The organism is Pyxidicoccus sp. M15, assembly GCF_056858435.1.
In genome coordinates, this window is sequence record NZ_CM166495.1 from 5,632,475 (window position 1) to 5,648,815 (window position 16,341).

Annotated in this window: 14 protein-coding genes and 1 pseudogene; 1 reads left to right on the top strand and 14 read right to left on the bottom strand. The window is 70.5% G+C overall.

Translation table 11 applies throughout. From position 1 onward, the window contains the following. Positions 1–161: 161 nt before the first annotated feature. The 4 genes from ACX9TP_RS21265 to ACX9TP_RS21280 all read right to left on the bottom strand — a co-directional run bounded on the left by ACX9TP_RS21265 (position 162) and on the right by ACX9TP_RS21280 (position 3,392). On the bottom strand, positions 162–1,154 hold the full coding sequence (locus ACX9TP_RS21265; protein ID WP_482981551.1) for a hypothetical protein: 993 nt from the start codon (positions 1,152–1,154) through the stop codon (positions 162–164). A gap of 333 nt (positions 1,155–1,487) precedes the next feature. After that, positions 1,488–2,240: an LOG family protein gene (locus ACX9TP_RS21270; RefSeq protein WP_482981552.1), complete on the bottom strand. Its 753-nt coding sequence runs from the start codon at positions 2,238–2,240 to the stop codon at positions 1,488–1,490. A 193-nt stretch (positions 2,241–2,433) separates the two neighbouring features. Beyond that, on the bottom strand, positions 2,434–3,171 hold the full coding sequence (locus ACX9TP_RS21275) for a metallophosphoesterase family protein (RefSeq protein ID WP_482981553.1): 738 nt from the start codon (positions 3,169–3,171) through the stop codon (positions 2,434–2,436). Then, positions 3,168–3,392, bottom strand: coding sequence for a hypothetical protein (locus ACX9TP_RS21280; RefSeq protein WP_482981554.1), 225 nt, complete (start codon positions 3,390–3,392; stop codon positions 3,168–3,170). Before ACX9TP_RS21280 ends, ACX9TP_RS21275 begins: the two co-directional genes overlap by 4 nt. Before the next feature lie 351 nt (positions 3,393–3,743). On the opposite strand from ACX9TP_RS21280, the gene sitI6 reads away from it, so the two are divergent. Next, on the top strand, positions 3,744–4,001 hold the full coding sequence (gene sitI6, locus ACX9TP_RS21285; RefSeq protein ID WP_482982204.1) for a SitI6 family double-CXXCG motif immunity protein: 258 nt from the start codon (positions 3,744–3,746) through the stop codon (positions 3,999–4,001). A gap of 535 nt (positions 4,002–4,536) precedes the next feature. On the opposite strand, the gene ACX9TP_RS21290 is transcribed toward sitI6, so the two are convergent. The 10 genes and pseudogenes from ACX9TP_RS21290 to ACX9TP_RS21335 all read right to left on the bottom strand — a co-directional run bounded on the left by ACX9TP_RS21290 (position 4,537) and on the right by ACX9TP_RS21335 (position 16,185). Next, the gene (locus ACX9TP_RS21290; RefSeq protein WP_482981555.1) at positions 4,537–5,061 is read right to left on the bottom strand and encodes a hypothetical protein; all 525 of its coding nucleotides are present in this window, start codon (positions 5,059–5,061) and stop codon (positions 4,537–4,539) included. Positions 5,062–5,105: 44 nt separating this feature from the next. After that, positions 5,106–6,107: a HEAT repeat domain-containing protein gene (locus tag ACX9TP_RS21295; protein ID WP_482981556.1), complete on the bottom strand. Its 1,002-nt coding sequence runs from the start codon at positions 6,105–6,107 to the stop codon at positions 5,106–5,108. Positions 6,108–6,123: 16 nt separating this feature from the next. Next, positions 6,124–7,242: a hypothetical protein gene (locus ACX9TP_RS21300; protein ID WP_482981557.1), complete on the bottom strand. Its 1,119-nt coding sequence runs from the start codon at positions 7,240–7,242 to the stop codon at positions 6,124–6,126. 366 nt (positions 7,243–7,608) lie between these two features. Further along, positions 7,609–7,740: pseudogene (locus ACX9TP_RS21305) on the bottom strand (IS66 family transposase); the annotation flags it as partial. A 74-nt stretch (positions 7,741–7,814) separates the two neighbouring features. Beyond that, positions 7,815–8,903 (bottom strand): ferritin-like domain-containing protein, encoded by a 1,089-nt coding sequence (locus ACX9TP_RS21310; protein ID WP_482981558.1) that lies wholly within the window; start codon positions 8,901–8,903, stop codon positions 7,815–7,817. Between the two features lie 318 nt (positions 8,904–9,221). Beyond that, positions 9,222–12,848 carry an ABC transporter permease/M1 family aminopeptidase gene (locus ACX9TP_RS21315; RefSeq protein WP_482981559.1) on the bottom strand — a complete coding sequence of 1,209 codons (3,627 nt, stop codon included), beginning with the start codon at positions 12,846–12,848 and terminating at the stop codon, positions 9,222–9,224. Continuing rightward, positions 12,845–13,768, bottom strand: coding sequence for an ABC transporter ATP-binding protein (locus ACX9TP_RS21320; RefSeq protein WP_482981560.1), 924 nt, complete (start codon positions 13,766–13,768; stop codon positions 12,845–12,847). The genes ACX9TP_RS21315 and ACX9TP_RS21320 overlap by 4 nt, the downstream gene beginning before the upstream one ends. A gap of 112 nt (positions 13,769–13,880) precedes the next feature. Continuing rightward, the gene (locus tag ACX9TP_RS21325) at positions 13,881–14,807 is read right to left on the bottom strand and encodes a hypothetical protein (protein WP_482981561.1); all 927 of its coding nucleotides are present in this window, start codon (positions 14,805–14,807) and stop codon (positions 13,881–13,883) included. Then, positions 14,804–15,775, bottom strand: a complete 972-nt coding sequence (locus tag ACX9TP_RS21330) for an ABC transporter ATP-binding protein (RefSeq protein WP_482981562.1) — start codon at positions 15,773–15,775, stop codon at positions 14,804–14,806. Before ACX9TP_RS21330 ends, ACX9TP_RS21325 begins: the two co-directional genes overlap by 4 nt. Then, positions 15,772–16,185: a GntR family transcriptional regulator gene (locus ACX9TP_RS21335; RefSeq protein ID WP_482981563.1), complete on the bottom strand. Its 414-nt coding sequence runs from the start codon at positions 16,183–16,185 to the stop codon at positions 15,772–15,774. Before ACX9TP_RS21335 ends, ACX9TP_RS21330 begins: the two co-directional genes overlap by 4 nt. Positions 16,186–16,341 lie beyond the last annotated feature (156 nt).

Below are 16,341 nucleotides of genomic sequence, written 5' to 3' on the forward strand. Positions count from 1 at the left end.
AGCACCTGGGCTTGCCCACGGCATGTGCGAGGTTGGCCCCGGCACGAGGGCCACCGTCAGCGGCCCTCCTCGGCCCCTCTGCACCCTCCCTCCCCCGCAACAGGGCCCCCATCTTTCCTTGGCGTCGAAGAAGGGGCTCTGGCTGGATTCCTGGTGAAGAATCAGGGCTGACCTGGGCGGCCGGGAGCCACCTCCACATCGAGGTGCTCGCGGAGGAACGCAAGCACGCACTCGGCCGACGTCCGGGCCGCGTACTTCCTGAAGGGGTCGTCCCCGGAGATGCCGAAGCCCATGATGCCCTTCATCGCCAGTGCATCGAGCGCGGCGGCCTCCAGCTCCAGGCCCAGCGCCTTGCGCATGGAACCGGTGACCTCTCCCCAGTCGGCCATGTCATCGACGAATGGACTGCCGCTGTCCATGGGCTTGAGGTGGACGCGGAATGGGAGTTGCCCTTCTGTGGGAAACAGACCTGGGGTGCGCCCCTTGTGGTGCGAAAGAGACTCCGCGAACTCGCGTCCTTTGGGAGTGAGTTCCCCGCTAGGGAATGCCAGGATGTGTAAGACGAGTTTCTCGAAGACCGTCTCCCAATCGGGGCAATACCGCGCGCACTCTGGATGCGTCCATGGCGCTGAAACACCTTCGTGGAGCCTCATCAACAACCAGTCCTCCTGCCATGGGAACGGCACTGGACGGTTCTTCCACCAGTCCTGGTCTTTCAGATGCCCGAGGAAGTCGAAGTGCTCGAGCGCTTCCTTCCAGTCGTGGCGCAGGTGGTACGTCATGAGGTCCTGCTGGGCGACTTTGGGGTATTGCTTGCCCATGTCGCGGAAGAACAGCCTGTCGGGTACGAGGACGTCGCCCAGGTTCGTATTCCCAGGCTTCGCAGGGTAGACGCCGCACATCGCGACGCACCTCGGGTGGTACTCCTCGACCAGGGGGAATAACGCGGTGATTGTTCCCACGGTGCCCAGGGCAGTCGTCAGTCCCACCGCGACCCGTAGCGGGCGGCTGCCCTTCTTGCCGTGGAACGCGCGGAATGCCACCTGGAGGCCGTTCGGGCGCCGCTCCTCCTCCCACTGGCTCCCCTCGACGGCTCCGGCATCGACCTGGCGCACCGCCTCGTACTCCAGCGATAGCGCCGCGAGGATGACCACATCGACGCTGCCCCAACGTCCCCCATGCTTGGACATACCCGGCACTGTATAAGCCCCCCTCGCGCCCCGACAATTCGGGTGAGAACCCGGGCGGCACCCGCCACCATTGCCGGAAAACGACTCAGGACGGCCATCCCCGCCTTACTCCCTGCCTCCCGGCGCGGGTCGAGCGCGGAAGGAACGTTCGTTCCACGTCGGCACCCCTCGGGGGCGTGCTCATGCCTCGCCTGACACTGGGCTGCCCGGCGCCGGGCGGGAAGTGGCAGACGCTGATGGCCAGGCCCGTTGCGTCCGTCAGCCGCTGCGACTCGGCCTTCCATCCGGTCAGCGCCCTCAGTGTGTCCTTTCCTCGGCGGGCTGTGCATCGGCGTCGCTTTGCCACCGGGCGTGATGTTCGCGGATGATCGCAATTGCTTCGTCCGCGCCGCTCACGCAGCGCGGGATCTCCAGGTCAGGGGCGTTGATGAGCTCGTCGCCGGGCCGTAGCATGTGCGTGCGTGCCCAGTCGACGAGCCCGCCCCACATCGCACCCACGAAGACGAGTGGCGTGTCACGCAGATGTCTGACCTGAAGCAGTTGCCAGACCATCAACGATTCGAGCGCCGTGCCAATTCCTCCTGGAACGACCACGTAGGCGTCGGACATCAGGACGAAGTGGTGCAGGCGGGTGAAGAACGTCTGATGCACATAGGCTTGTTCGACAAAGGCGTTTGACTCCTGCTCGAAGGGCAGGTCCACGCGGATTCCGGTGGACTGCGTCCGGCTGGAGCCCTGAGCCTGTCTGGCGCCTTGGTTCGCGGCCTCCATCAACCCTGGACCGCCACCCGTGACGATGTCGCAACCCAACGTGGTCAGACCTGCCGCCATTCTCCGGACTTCGTCGTAGGCCCAGTGGCCAGGCTTCGTCCGAGCTGAACCGAAGATGGTGACGCGGTAGCGCGTTCGGCGTGACGGCCGAAGCCGGGTCAGGTTGTTCACGGCGGTCCAGAGCCCGAAGACGGTGTCGGTGACAACACGCAGTGTCGTCTCTTCGTCCGCAAGGCTCACGGTAGCTTGAGAGCTGCTCAAGTACGGCGATTCGCTCATGGGAATTCTCCCTCGGTCGAAGAGGTGCCATCAAAGCCCCTCGTGCAAGCTGTGCGGTCGTCCACCCAGGTGTCGAGGAGCGGCCAGTTCTCCTTCAGTGCAACCGCTCCAGGCGCGCCGCAGTCCAGCGCGCGGAGGAAGTTCGACGCGCAAGGCTGTCCGGCTTCGGCCAGCGGGCTCGTCCGTCGCTCGGTCAGCGCAGGCGCGAGCCGGGTGGCGCCGCCGGGTCGAGCTCGTACACCTTGTAGGCGGCACGTAGGACGAACCGGGCTACGTTTCGCACCGGGACGCCGCCTGCGGTGAGCCCCCACTCCGTGCCGTTGTGCGCGTGACCGTGAAACGCCACATCGCACGGACCCTGGTCTATCGCGTCGGCCAGGAAGAACGAGCCCAGAAAGGGGTGGATCTCGGGGCGCTCGCCGAGGAGCGTGTCCTTGACGGGCGAGAAGTGCGTGAGCGCGACGTGGAGGTTGGCGTCCGCGGTGGCGAGGGCACGGGCCAGCTGCTCGCCACTCTCCCGGGAGCGCCGCACGAACAGCTTCATCTCGGGCTCGCCGAACTCGGTGCCGCACGCGCCGGCGAACCCGCAGCCGAACCCCTTGACCCCGGCCACCGCGACCCGCACGCCATCGACATCGCAGACCACCGCCTTGCCCTCGAGGACGCGCACCCCCGCGTCCTCGAGCGTGGCGCTAATCGCCTGCTCGGCGCCCATGTGGTAGTCGTGGTTGCCCAGCACCGCGAACATCGGCAACTCGAGGCGCGCGAGCTCGCGAGCCACGACCTGGGCCTCCTCGACAGAGCCGTGCTGCGTGAGATCGCCGGCCACCACCAGAATGTCGGCCCGGCCCCGCAAGTGCTCGACGGCGGCCCGGATCAGCGGCGCCGAGTCCACTCCGGCGTGGATATCCCCGACGGCGGCGATTCTCATGGGACGTAGGCCGTGACGGACAGATTGTTCACGACCTGCATCTCCGGGGGAATTGCCTCGCGCACCACCTGCTCCACCGCCGCGCGTAACGAGTCCGACTCGACGCGACCGGCGATGAACAGGCGATTGCCCGTGATCCTGAGCTCCACGTCGAGGAGGTTGGTTCGTGGGTCCGTGGCGAGGAGCTGCCGCAGGCGGCCGACCCTATGTTGTGGGAGCATCTCGCTGGCATCCATGTATACGCTCCATTCATACAAGCGTTACGCGACGCGGCGTCGCGCTCCGCATGTGCATGTGAGGGATGATCCCGGCGGGTCCTTGGACCTCGAAGGTGGCGAGGTTCAGAGGAAAAACAACCCGCCCATCCGTGCATGTTCTGGTTCAATGTTGGGGAAGCGCGCGCGGTGTAGGGCAAGCCGGGGGCGAGGGGAGGAGTCGGGCGTCAGCGTCCCCACCCTCTACTCCTGGGAGAAGGAAGCGGTGGCGGCGGCCGGGCGGGATGAGGTTCGGACGCTCGCGGCGCCCACATGGACGTGCGGTTCCGTGGGAAGAACCCATCCGAGTTGCTCGGAATGCAGCTCGAGCTGCACGGACGCTTTCATCCGGACTGCCTGGCGCCGGACCGGGTGTCTCCGTGTGCCAGGTGTGGAAACGCCCGTCTCGTCATGCCGGAGTCTCCCATCCTCGACGCCGCATCCATACCAGCGCACACGGACCTGTTCCGGTGCTTCGACTGGCCGACAATGATTGTCGCAAGCGAGCGCATGGTGGACTCCGCGCGGAAGCTCGCGCTGGATGGTGTCGGCTTCCACGAACTGGCCGTGCGCTGAAGCCCTGTGCTCCCCCAAGCAGGCGCGGAGGAGGCGAGCGCGAGGCTTGAGGCATCGGCCAGGACGGTGCGGATACAGGAGAGGACGCCGCGAGTGGACTGGGCAGAGCTGCTGAGTGTTGACGCGCACGTCTGCTGATGGGCGAGCAAGCCGGCTGATTGATGGCCATCCGTCAGGAGCCTGCGAGCCGTCAGCGGGCGTGATGCCCATCAAGGCCTGCTCCGGGACGCCACCAGGGGCGATGATGGCGTCCCAAGGCCGAAATGGCTACGCGGCGAGCTCAAGCGCGCTCAATCACACCGCGGACGAGCTCGCCGTCGACGAGCTTGCGCTCGAGGCGGGCGGCGTCGCGCAGGCTTAGCAGGGCGTGGCGGTCGAGCTCACGATGGGCGCCGTCGCTGGCGTCGTGGAGAAGCGCGACCGCGTCACGAGGGAACAGCTCGTCACTGCCACTGGGGGCGGGCTCACGTCTTGGTGGGAGCCCACCTCCCAGCTTGTACCGGGGTCCTCGTCGAGAGGCCCTGACGTCTGACTACTAGAGGTGGCCGACGGTCTCGCCGCGGTCGAGGAACTCACCGCGCGAGGTGTAGCCGGAGTACCAGCCGGTGAGGTTGCTGCCGTTGCGGTCGACCTGCATGTGGGTGTGGGGGCCGGTGACGTTGCCCGTGCCGCCCTCGTCGCCGATCTGGCAGCGGTCGCAGGTGCGGTCGTACGAGGTGGGCTCCTTGAGGAAGTGCCACTGGCGGATGACGCGGCCGTCGCCGAAGGTGTGCTTCACCTCGTTCTGGTTGCCGCTGCCGTTGCCGTAGCACACGACGCCGGTGGTCCGGATGGTGACGTTCCAGTAGTAGGAGCCGACCACGCCGGTCTCCACTCCCCAGTAGCCGCAGGCGTTGCGGCTGGAGATGTCCACCGCGCCGTGGAAGCTGCCGCTGGAGTAGTACGTGGTGGCCGTCACGTCGCCCGGGAAGGGCGAGCCGACGCGCACCGCGAGCGCCGTCGTGGGGATGAACGCCAGGGAAGCCAGGACTGCCAGCGTCGTCTTCATTGCCTTACGCATCGTTGTTCCTCTGGACCGGTGGGCCGGCCCCAGTGGGGGGGTCGCTACCGAGCCTGCTGCTGCCGCTGCTTCTCCCTCAGGATCAGGCTCCAATCCTGGTGGTTCATGTTGAGGACTCGAATCCAGCTGTCGATCTCCGGCGCCATGCGCGGGTCGACACCGCGCAACCGCTGGAGCTCGGGCACCGCGCCGGAGAAGCCGAGCCGGGCGATGCTCTGGATGATGGCCTTGCGGACCGTGGGGTCCTTCTCGTCGCGGTACATGCCGGTCAGCGCCTGACGGGCGTTGGCCATCTCCGCCACGGGCACGCCGCCGAGCGCGGTGGACGCCGCCGCGCGGACCTCGGCGGAGTCGCTGCCCAGCAGATGCTCGAGCTTGCGCGCCGAGTCGGAGCTGATCTCCCCGGTCATGAGCTGGCCGAGCACCTTCGCCGTCACCTTCGGGTCGTTCGAGGCCGCGGCCGCCGCCACCGCGGTATTCGCCGCCGGGCCATGGTGCCCGCCGTAGACGTGCTCGGTGTCCTCGACGAGGTTGGTCGCCGCCTCCATGCGCACCTCGGGCGAGGGATCTCTCACCAGGCGCTCGAACATCTCCCCGCTGCGCTCCAGCGCGCCCGTGCGGCGCATGGCGCGGACCGTGGCGGCGCGCAGGCTGGGGTCCCTGTCCTCCAGGGCCCGCTTCGCGACCTGCTGGAAGGCCTCGTCCTCCAGGCCCCGCTCGGTGCGCGCCACCAGGGCGGCCGCGAGGTGCTCCACCATGACGGGGTCGTACTCCCGCTCGAAGGCGGCCTGGAGCTCGGCGAGGGGCAGGTTGACGGCGGACTCGCGCAGCAGCGTGCGCAGGTAGAGCTTGTAGGCCTCGGACTTCGAGTTCATCCCGCGGCGGATGGAGTCCATCAGTCCCTCGACCGAGCACGTCGTGGGCTTGGGGGCGGGGGCCTCGTGCGACGAGGCCGACTGCTGCGCGGAGGCCAGGGCCGGCGCGAGCAGGCACACGGTGAGCGTCAGGGTGGGGAGCACGTTCATGCGAAGGAAGGCGCGTGTCATGGGTGGGCTCCGGAACTCATTCCTCGTGGCGGTCCAGGCAGCCGAAGGGGTCGTCCGTGGACAGGGAGAACCAGATGCGCCCGAAATCGACGATGCCGCTGGCGTAGAGCTTCTCGAACTCCTGGTAGATGCCCTGGAAGCGCGGGTCCGTCATGGCCATGTTCGCCATCACCGGGAGCGCGTCCTTGCCGGCGGTGCGCGCCGCGAAGCGGAACAGGGCCCAGCGCACGCAGAGGTCCTTCTCGATTTCGAAGTTCTTGCCGTAGAGGTCCAGCGCCTGGGACTTGTCCTCGGACATGGACAGCTCGTGCGCGGCCATCATGCGGACGTCCTCGCTGCCCTCGGTGGCCAGCAGCTTGCCGAGCCGCTCCATGGCCTGCGTGTCGAGCGGCGCATCGGCGGTCATTCCCATTTCGAGCGAGAGGTAGCGCACCTGCTCATCCGCCGACTGGGTGCCGATGGTGAGGAGCTTGTCGAGGTAGGGCTTGAAGTTGCCGCTCTTCTTGAAGTCCTCCTGCATCACCCGGCCGATGGCGCGTGTGGTGACCCAGCCGGCCTCGCCCGAGGAGGCGTCCTGCGCGAAGGTCGTGAGCTTGTCGAGCGCCGCCGGCTCCAGCCGGGGCATGCGCTGCAGCTCGTCCAGGAAGCCCGCGCGCCGCCCCAGGTCGAGCTTCTCGTCGAGCCCGAGCTCGGTGAGCTGCGAGGCCATCCTGGGCAGGGCCTTGGAGTTGCGCAGGCCGCCCATGAACAGCTTGAACTCCGCGGGCGAGGCCTCTCGCGCCCAGCCCAGCACCTCACTGGCGCGGCCCTCGTCATCGCCGATGAGCTCGCCCAGCCGCCCCATGAGGTACTCGCGGACGAGTGGATCCTTCACGGCGAGCAGGGGCCCGGCCCACTCGCGGAACGTCTCCAGGGTCACCGCGTCATTGAAGCGCTCCAGGTCCTCCCAGCAGACGGTGGTGTTGAACTGCTTGGGCTTCGACTCGGCCTGCACGCTCTGGCCCGGAGCGGTGTGCCCGGCCTTCCCGGGGCCGGTGGACGAGGGCTGGGGGGCCGCGGCCTGGGACGCCGCGGGCGTGCCGCCCTCCTGGGAAGAGCCACGGGAGAGGAGCGCCACCGCCGCCAGCAGGGCCACGGCACCGAGCGCGATCGCGACCCTCGGGCCTCGGCGGGCCGTGTCATTCACCGGGAGGGAGGCGGAGCGATGGGAGGATTCTGGAGTCATGGGGCCTTGTGAAGAGGCCGCGAATTCTCCCTCGTCCCAAAAAAACGAAAAAACCCGGTGAAGATGGAAGGCCATGAGATGTAATGGTCCAGATTTCAAGGGGTTGTGGGCCCGACGGAGGACGGCGGAAGCGGCGGGCCGTGATAATTCCGGCGAAATTCAGGGGACCCCATGCACCCCCGGCGTTTCCCATGGGAGGAGGGCGGGCCGAAGCGGCTCGAGCTCTCCTGGCGGGGCCAGCGGTACGAGGAGCTGCAAGCGTCGGTGGACGGCGATGAGGTCCAGGGCCTCGGGGGCGGTGGCGAGCGCATCGAAGAGGCGGCGCCTGCAGTGCGCCCAGCAGCCGACGCGCACGCGCCCGTCCGGCAGCGTCACCGGGTTGTAGCCGGTGTACCCGTCCACCACGATTCAACTGACCAGGGCGTCTACCGCCGGGTGAATGGCGGGCTCCCGTCGACCGGGGAGTCCGCCCAATCCAAGAGTCACGGGGTCCGGGGTGCGGCCTCCACGGGCACCGCGTCGCGCGAAGACGAAGCGGGCACGCCCAGGATGTCGATGGGGCCATGCCACACCGGGAGGCTCGACGGCTCGAGCAGCGCCTCCGCCCGGGCGCGCGTCCGCTCGATGCACACCGCCATCAGCCGCCCCAGCTCCGCCTGGGGCAGCACACCGTTGCGCGCGAGGAAGTCCTCGTCGACACCCGGGATGCGGGGGAGCGCGGGCGTCTGCTGCGACTCCAGCGCCGGGAGGGCCTGGCGCAAGGCCTCCTTCGCGCTCCGACCGCCCCGCTCCAGGGCGAAGCCGATGACGTCCCAGGCCAGTTCCGCGTGCCGCCCCTCATCCTCGGAGATGACCGACAAGGTCTCCCGCACGACGGGGTCCGTGGCCCGAATCGCGCCCTCGCCCGCGACCAGCGAGGCCATCCCCTCGGCCAGGCACCCATCCAGCAGCGACCCGCGCACCAGCCGGGACCAGGGGTCCCCCGTGCCTGCCGGAGAAGGCGGGGCGCTTCCCTGTTCGAGCTCCGGAAGCGTTCCCGCCGTCCAGCGCACCCCCGAGTAGGCCCTGGCGAGCGCGAAGCACCGCCTGGCATGACGGACCTCATCCAGGGCCGCCAGGTGGCAGTCCTCCAGCAGCTCCGAGGGCGCTCCCAGGGCGGAGAGCTTGAGCGACAACTTCGAGAAGGCTGGAACTGACGCGTGCTCCAGGCCCGCCGAGTACATCCACACCTCCCCGAGCACGGTTCGCTGCCAGGGCGTGAGCCCCGAGACCTCCGGAACCGCGTCATCCGCCCAGCCCTCACCCAGGGCCCGGCGAGCCACGCGAGTTCGCCCCCGCAGGCGAAGGACCCGCCCCTTCGAGAAGTTGGTGGAGGCGATCTCATTGATGAGCCAGGCCACGCCCCCCATCGTCGCGGTGCCGAAGAGCGTCACGGCCCCCCCGAGGACACGGATGCCTCCGGAGTGGCGCTTCGAAAGCATCAAGATGAGCCCCCCCACGAAGGCCGCGGGTCCCAGGAGGAGGACGAAGAGGACGAGGACGAGGACGGACTCCGCGGACTCCAAATGCATGGACAACCCTTTCGAGAATCAGCAGCGGCGTGGCACCTGGCCAGGTCCCACGAGCATCGTCGGGACAGTGCACCGCGGATGCCAGCCCCTTCGGCCGTTCCGAGGGAAGGAGGGAGGCCCGGATGTGCAGAGGGCGGCGCATCAGCGGCGCACCTGTGCACGCCGCTACACGGTGCACAAGGGCACATCGTCAGCTTCCGGGTGAGCAGCGTCAAGCGTGGGAGGAATGGCCACGCGACCTGCGGTTCGAGAGGCTGGACAAAGGGGGGCAGGGGGCGCCGGCTTCGAGCGCCAGCTGCGCCAGCGCAGGCGAGGCCCTCACGGCGCGGGCTCTCCCCGGGCGCTGAGGGCCTGGCCCCCGGCGCGCAGCACCTCCTGCAGGTTGTCGGCGGGCGTCACGTCGATGAGGAGGTGGCGCGGATCGACTCCCGCCCAGGCGGGCTCGCGCGGCACCGTCACGGTGAGGCGCTGCGTGCCGGAGCGCACGCGGTGCATCCGCAGGTGGAGCGGCTCGCCCTGCCCGCCGTCCTGCGCGGCCGCGAAGACACCCACCTCGACGAGCTCGTCCAGGGGGACCTCGGTCGCGCGGCCCTCCGGGTCCACCACCTCCTTGCGCGCCCGCACCTCGAGCGTCACCCGCCAGGTGCCATCCCCTGCCGGCTCGGCCGTGACTCCCTTCGTCGCGAGCTCCCAGTAGGTGTTCGCCTCGAAGAGGTCGTGCAGCAGGCCGCGCTGCGCCTCGGGCGTCACGGCCTGCAGCTCGCGGTAGAGGTCGCGCGAGGTGGGCAGGGGCGGCACTCCCGCGCCGTACTTCTCCATCATCCGCCGCAGCGCCAGGTTCACGTGCTCCTCGCCCACGTACTCGCGCAGCGCGTACATGGCGAACGGACCCTTGCGGTACGCGAGGAACCAGTCGACGGCCCGCAGCAGCGGCACGTCGGCGCGGCTGCGCGGGGTGAGGTACGCATAGCGCATCTTGTCCATCAGCCGCCTCAGGTGCGCAGGGCCGTGGGTCTTCTCCACCACCGAGAGCGCGGAGTACCAGGCGAGGCTCTCGCTGAGCACCGGCGCGCCCTCCACCCAGGCGGGCGCGACCTGCCCACCCCACCAGCTGTGCGCCACCTCGTGGGCCACCACCGCGAAGGCGAAGTCGATGTCGAGCGGGTCCTTCTCCGGATGCAGCAGCGAGAAGCCCTCGCTGAACGAGACGTTCACCGGCGCCGCGTGCAGGCCCACGCCGACGCCCGGGTGCTCGACGAAGCGCAGCTGGCGGTGAGGGTAGGGGCCGAACTGTCCCGAGAGGTACTCGAGCGAGGCCTGCACGCTCTTCACCGTGCGCGCCACGTTGTGGCCGTGGCCCGGATGATGGAAGACCTGGATGGCGACGTCCTTCCAGCGCCCCTCGTGCACCGCGTAGTTCGCCGAATAGAAGGCGTAGTCGTTGTCGATGGGGACGTCCGTCACGTAGTGGAAGTAGCGCCGGCCCCCTTCCGCCCACGTGCGGCGCAGGGCGCCGGGCGCGAGCGCCACCTGGCCCTCGTCCGTGCCCACCACGGCCTCGAAGTCGAAGTTCAGGCCCCCTCCCTCCCGCGCCGCCTCGCTGCCGTCATCGAGGGCGCGGACGGCAGGGCGTGGAGGGAGGCCGTGCTCGCGGCGCTCGCCGGCGTTCTTGAGCTCGCGGCCCCGCTGGTAGCCGAGCGAAGGCAGGACCCTGCGGTGCTGCAGGTAGGTGCCGTTCGCGGTCACGGACGCATCCGGCCCGTCGTTCGGAAAGCCCCGCGGGGCATGGCGCACCTCGAAGTGCAGCTGCAGTGAGTCGCCGGGCTGCAGCGGCTCGGCCAGCGCATAGATGCGGTGTGCGAGCGCGTCGTCCGAGAGCCGCAGCGTGGCGGGCCGGTCGAAGCGCACCGCGGCCGTCTCCGCGTCCGGCGCGGGGGCCACGTGGATGGTCTCGATGGGCGCCGTGCCGCGGTTGACGAGCTGGTAGGTGCCACGCACCGCCGCCTCCCGCCGCTGCGGATACAGCTCCACGTGCAGCCGCGTGCCGGTGAGCGCGGGCTTCGGCACGTCCGCGTACTGCCGGTAGCGCCGCTCGTATTCCGCGCTGTGCTGCTCCAGGTCCGCGGACGTGCGGAAGGTGTTCAGCACGTTCGTGTTGTAGAGGATGAAGCCGCCCACACCGAGGATGAGCCCCGTGGCCAGCGCGGCCGTCGCGAGGACCGGACGGCCCAGGCGCGTGCGTGCCTGCTGCAGCCGCGCCCGCGGGCCTCCCACCCTGCCGCGCACCCACAGCAGCCGCGCCGCCACCGCGAGCAGCAGCGCCCACGCCGCCCAGTAGAGCGTGAACCACAGCCACGGCCCGAGCGAGGGGCCGAAGCCGCGCATGTCGGAGTAGGTCCAGCCGGGGCTCGCCCCGTAGACGAGCAGGTGGTGCTCGAGCCCGAGCGACGAGGCGAAGGACCGCAGGCCATGCGTGAGGACCAGCACCATGTAGCCCACGTACTTGTGGTCCACCAGCACGTGCACGGTGAGCGCCAGCAGGGCGAAGAGGAGGCGGTCGGCGAGCTGCAGCCCGAAGAGGATGCGCAGGTACAGCCCGGGCTCGAAGTGCGTGTAGCCCATGCTCACCTGCACGGTGAGACACGCGGCGAGCAGCATCGCGTGCAGCGCGACGAGCACGAGGACGAGCCCTCCGAGCTTGCCCAGGAAGGGGACCCAGTCGGGCACCGGCGTTGCGTCGGCGATCTCACTCAGCCCCGCCTCCCGCTCGCGCCACACCAGCTCTCCGGCGCACCAGACGGTGAACAGCGGAATGAGCAGCCAGAACAGGTCCCCGGAGGCACCGATGAAGCCGAGCAGCTGCTCCGTGGTGGGCAGTATCGGGACGCCCATGTGGCTCATCACCTCCGGCGCGATGAGCAGCAGCAGCGCCGGAATCCCGACGAGCGCGAACGCGCCCCCGCCCTTCACCAGCGCGCGCAGCGAGTGCCAGGCCACCGCGCCCACCTGGCGCGCGCGGGCCGCGGGGCCGAAGCCGCGCTGCACCCGGGGGACGGCGATGGGAGCGGGGCGCGCCGCTGCTGCGGCCTGCTCTCCTGCGGCGGCCGCACGCGGGCGGCGCCCCCAACGGCGGCCCTCCGTGTGCGGGTGCACGAAGCGGAAGCGCAGGTGGGTGAGCGCGAGCAGGCCGAGCGCGATGCCCATCCACAGGAGGCGGTTGGTGAGCAGTGGGCCCTCGAGGCTGACCAGGCGGGTGTTCTTCTCGGTGGCCGTCCACGCGCGCGACAGCTCGCTCATCACGGCGAAGCCGAGCGGGTCCAGCAGCTTGCCCAGCCCCCAGAGGCTGAGCTTGTGGGACAGGTACAGGAGGCTCGCCATCGTCGCGATGAAGAGGAGCACGCTGCCCAGATAGGCCGCGATCGGGCGCCGGCTCAGCGCCGCCAGGGTGAAGCCGAGCGCCGTGGTGAGGAAGGCGTTGGGCAGCGCGATGAAGGCGTAGGCACCGAGGTAGGCCCCCGGCCGGAAGGGCCCCATCAGCTCGGGCTCCAGGCCCGGCGAGAGCGTGGCGAGCATCAGGCCCAGCGGCACGGCGAGCAGGATGAGCGCGTGCAGGACGAAGGCGGCGAGGAAGCGGCCCCCCAGGTAGGCCCCCCTGCCCACCGGCGTGGTGTAGACGAGCGGGTGCATGCGAAGCTGCACGTCCCGCGCGGCCGCATCCCCCGCGAGCGGGGCACCCACCAGCAGCCCCATCAGGCTGCCCATGAGGGTGACGATGGCGAGGGTGATGGGCGCGTTGAAGAAGTAGCCGCCGTCGCGTGCTTGCTCGAACTGCGCCTCCGTCGCCGCCTGGTAGATGAGCCCCGTCATCGCCACGAAGGCGAGCCAGGGGAAGACGCGGCGCGCCTGCAGCCCGAGCTCGTAGCGCAGCACCCCGCGCAGGCTCATGAGGCCACCTCGAACGCGGTCCGTGCGGCGCGCGCTCCGGAGTGCCCCGCCATGGTGCTGAAGTAGACGTCCTCGAGTCCCGGCTCCACGGGCTCGAAACCAGGCGCGGGCGAGCTCTCCGCGTAGACGCGCACCACCGTGCGTCCCGCCAGCAGCTTCGTGGAGATGACGGCGTGGGCGCGCTCGAGCGCCTCCAGCTCCGCGCGTGCGACGGTGCGGCGCCAGATGCGCCCGCGCAGCGCCTCCACCGCGAGCAGGGGCTCTGCCTCCAGGAGGATCTCCCCCCGGTTGATGATCGCCATCCGGCTGCACAGCTCCGCCACGTCCTCCACGATGTGCGTGGAGAGGATGACCACGCTCTTCTCGCCGAGCCCGCTGAGCAGGTTGAGGAAGCGCACCCGCTCGGCCGGGTCCAGGCCCGCCGTGGGCTCGTCCACGATGATGAGGCGCGGGTCGCCGAGCAGCGCCACCGCCACGCCGAAGCGCTGCCGCATGCCGCCTGAGTAGCCGCCCAGCTTCTCCTTGCGCACCGCGTGCAGGTTCACCTGGTGCAGCAGCGCGTCCACCGTCTCGCGGCGCACGCGCTTGTCCGTGAGCCCCTTGAGGATGGCGAAGTGCTCGAGCAGCCGCTCCGCGCTCTCCTTCGGGTACACGCCGAACTCCTGCGGCAGATAGCCGAGCGAGGCGCGCACCCGCTCCTTCTCGCGCAGCACATCGATGTGGCCGTGGGTGTCGCCGAGGCGCACCGTGCCCGCGTCCGGCTCCTGCAGCGTGGCGAGCGTGCGCATCAGCGTGCTCTTGCCCGCGCCGTTGGGGCCCAGCAGCCCGTACATCCCCGCCGGGATGGTGAGCGTGACGTCGCGCAGGGCGTGCACCCCGTTCGCGTAGGTCTTCGAGAGGTTGCGGATTTCCAGATTCATGGTGCCCGGGGTGGGGGAGGACGGCGTGAAGAGGGCAAGGCGGTGGCGTTGCCGTCCCCCGCTACGGGAGACGGCCTGGTGAGAGGGCGGGCGCTGCACTACGGCGAGGGGCTCAGGCCCTGCGGCGCTCCCGGTGTCGAGAGGCCGCAGCCCAGAGGGCGAGGAGGCCCGCCCCCACCCACAGCAGCGTGGCCAGGGCCCACTGGCCCAGGTGCGGCAGCGCCCGCCACACGCCCAGCGTCTCGCCGGTAGCGAGGGTCACCTCGGTATGGAGGGACTCGGCCCTCGCGGTGAGCAGCGCGTCGAAGCCGTAGCGGCCGGTGAAGAACGTCTGCAGCAGGACCTCCAGCCCGTCCACGAGCCACCCGGCCCCCGCCGCCCGTCCGACGGAGAATGCGAGGAAGATGGCGAGCACCCCTCCGGCGAGCCAGCGCAGCGGGTGGCGCAGCCCCAGCATCAGCGCGCTGGCCAGCACGTAGGTGCCGCTCGCCGCGGTGAAGGGGACGAGCCACAACAAGGGCTGCGGCGCCCGGCGCAGGCTCCCCACCGCCGCCGGGTCCACGCCCTGCTCCCCCGCGAGGGCGCCCGGCAGCAGCCGCAGCGTCTCCTCGGCGAGGGGGTTGCCACCGGAGAGCAGCGTGAGCGCGAGCAGCCAGAGGAAGAGGAGCGCCACGGCCACCATCAGCCACACCCACCCGGCGAGGACCTTGGCCAGCGCGTGCTGGCGCCGGTCCACCGGGAGCGTCCAGAGGAAGCCCGGCCCGAAGCGCTGCTCTCCCCGCCAGACGAAGAGGGGCAGCAGCAGCCCCGCCATGCCCGGTACCATCGAGAGCTCGGGGTGGAAGCCGAAGGGCCCGGAGCCCTCGAGCAGCTGCCTCGCGCTGAGCACCGTCGCGAGCGCGAGCAGCGCGCCCGCCGCGAGCGCCGGCCCCCGCAGGACGAGCCCCACCGCGCGCACCTGCTCGCGCAGCGCGGTGCGCACGCCGGGCGCGGCGTGGCGCGCGGGCGGCGGCGTCGCGGACATCGGCTGCGTGCTCATCGCGGGGCCTCCTCGGGGAAGAAGGCGAGCGCCGCGTCCTCGAGCGGCAGGGACGTCACCTCGCGCACGTGGGCCCCGGCGCGGGTGAGCTGCTCCGTCACCGCTCCCTCCTCGCCCACCAGCGTCCACTGCAGCTCGCGCCCGGCGCTCGAGCGGCGCAGCCCCGTGCCCTGCAGCCCGGGCGGCGCCTCCCAGCGCTCCGGCACCTCCACGCGGTAGCGCAGCACCGTGCGCCGCAGCTGGTCGCGCGAGCACTGCGCCACGAGCCGCCCCCCGCGCAGCACGCCCACGTGGTCCGCGAGGCTCTCCACCTCGTGCAGGTGGTGCGTGGAGACGAGCACCGTGGTGGGCGTGTCGGCCAGGTGCTCGGAGAGCAGCGCCAGCGTGCGCTGGCGCACCATCGGGTCCAGCCCGTCCGTCGGCTCGTCCAGCAGCAGCAGCGGCGGCCGATGCGCGAGCGCCAGCACCAGCTGCAGCCGGCGCGACTCGCCCTTGGAGAGGCTGCCCACCTTGCGCTGCGGCCGCAGGCCGAGCGAGGCGCTCAGGTGCTCCGCGTACGCGGGCTCCCACGCCGGGTAGTACGCGGCCACGTGCTGCAGCAGCCGGCCGCAGCTCATCCACGGGTAGTCGTGCGCGTGGTGCTCCGGCACGTAGCCCACCTGCGCGCGCACCTCGGGGCCGTGGCGCGCCGTGTCCAGGCCCAGCACCTGCGCGTGCCCCGCGTCCGGACGCTCCAGGTTCATCAGCACCTTGAGCGTCGTGCTCTTGCCTGCGCCGTTCGCGCCGATGAGCACGTACACCGCCCCCTCGGGAACCCGCAGGTCCACGCCCTCCAGTGCCAGCTCGCCCCGGTAGCGCTTCGTCAGCCCGTGCGTGCTCACCGCGAGCGCGGCGGCCGCCTCCGGCTCGGCGTGGGTGGTGCGGTTCATCTCTCGGCTCCCCGGCTCGGCATGCGTCACGTGGCTCATTCCCCGCCTCCCTGCTTCACGGCGGAGGACGGCGGCGCTCCCTCCTCCGCCGCCACCTCGCGCAGGCTCTTCACCAGCTCTTCCAGGCCCAGCCCGTTGCGCCACGCCTCGCGCAGCGCGCGCTTCGCCACCTCGTGTGCGAGCGCGCGGCGCTCGCGGCGGTTGGGCTGGGCGTCGGGCGACACGAAGGTGCCCTGCCCGCGCCGCACGTACACGACGCCCTCGCGCTCCAGCTCCCCGTAGGCCTGCGACACCGTGCGCGGGTTCACCAGCAGCTGCGAGGCGAGCTCGCGCACCGAGGGCAGCGGGTCCTCCGCCTTCAGCGTCCCCACCACGAGCGCACGGCGCACCTCGTCCACAATCTGCAGGTAGAGCGGGCGCGCATCGCGCGGGTCGAGGCTGATCAGCACCGAGCCTCCCGTGTGGCGGTGTTGCACATGACTGCAACACTGCATCAGTTCGAGCGCCTGCGCAAGGGGCTGCACATGGAGTGCACCCGGGTCCAGGACCGCGAAGCGCAGCGACCGGGACATCGAGAAGAGCTACCCCGCGAGCTGCTCGGCGGC

What these genes read in the sequence shown, in the direction of transcription:
- ACX9TP_RS21270 (WP_482981552.1), bottom strand. Translation starts at nt 2,240, where the DNA reads ATGAGCGAATCGCCGTACTTGAGCAGCTCTCAAGCTACCGTGAGCCTT.
- ACX9TP_RS21275 (WP_482981553.1), bottom strand. Translation starts at nt 3,171, where the DNA reads ATGAGAATCGCCGCCGTCGGGGATATCCACGCCGGAGTGGACTCGGCG.
- ACX9TP_RS21280 (WP_482981554.1), bottom strand. Translation starts at nt 3,392, where the DNA reads ATGCTCCCACAACATAGGGTCGGCCGCCTGCGGCAGCTCCTCGCCACG.
- sitI6 (WP_482982204.1), top strand. Translation starts at nt 3,744, where the DNA reads ATGCAGCTCGAGCTGCACGGACGCTTTCATCCGGACTGCCTGGCGCCG.
- ACX9TP_RS21290 (WP_482981555.1), bottom strand. Translation starts at nt 5,061, where the DNA reads ATGCGTAAGGCAATGAAGACGACGCTGGCAGTCCTGGCTTCCCTGGCG.
- ACX9TP_RS21295 (WP_482981556.1), bottom strand. Translation starts at nt 6,107, where the DNA reads ATGACACGCGCCTTCCTTCGCATGAACGTGCTCCCCACCCTGACGCTC.
- ACX9TP_RS21310 (WP_482981558.1), bottom strand. Translation starts at nt 8,903, where the DNA reads ATGCATTTGGAGTCCGCGGAGTCCGTCCTCGTCCTCGTCCTCTTCGTC.
- ACX9TP_RS21315 (WP_482981559.1), bottom strand. Translation starts at nt 12,848, where the DNA reads ATGAGCCTGCGCGGGGTGCTGCGCTACGAGCTCGGGCTGCAGGCGCGC.
- ACX9TP_RS21320 (WP_482981560.1), bottom strand. Translation starts at nt 13,768, where the DNA reads ATGAATCTGGAAATCCGCAACCTCTCGAAGACCTACGCGAACGGGGTG.
- ACX9TP_RS21325 (WP_482981561.1), bottom strand. Translation starts at nt 14,807, where the DNA reads ATGAGCACGCAGCCGATGTCCGCGACGCCGCCGCCCGCGCGCCACGCC.
- ACX9TP_RS21330 (WP_482981562.1), bottom strand. Translation starts at nt 15,775, where the DNA reads ATGAGCCACGTGACGCATGCCGAGCCGGGGAGCCGAGAGATGAACCGC.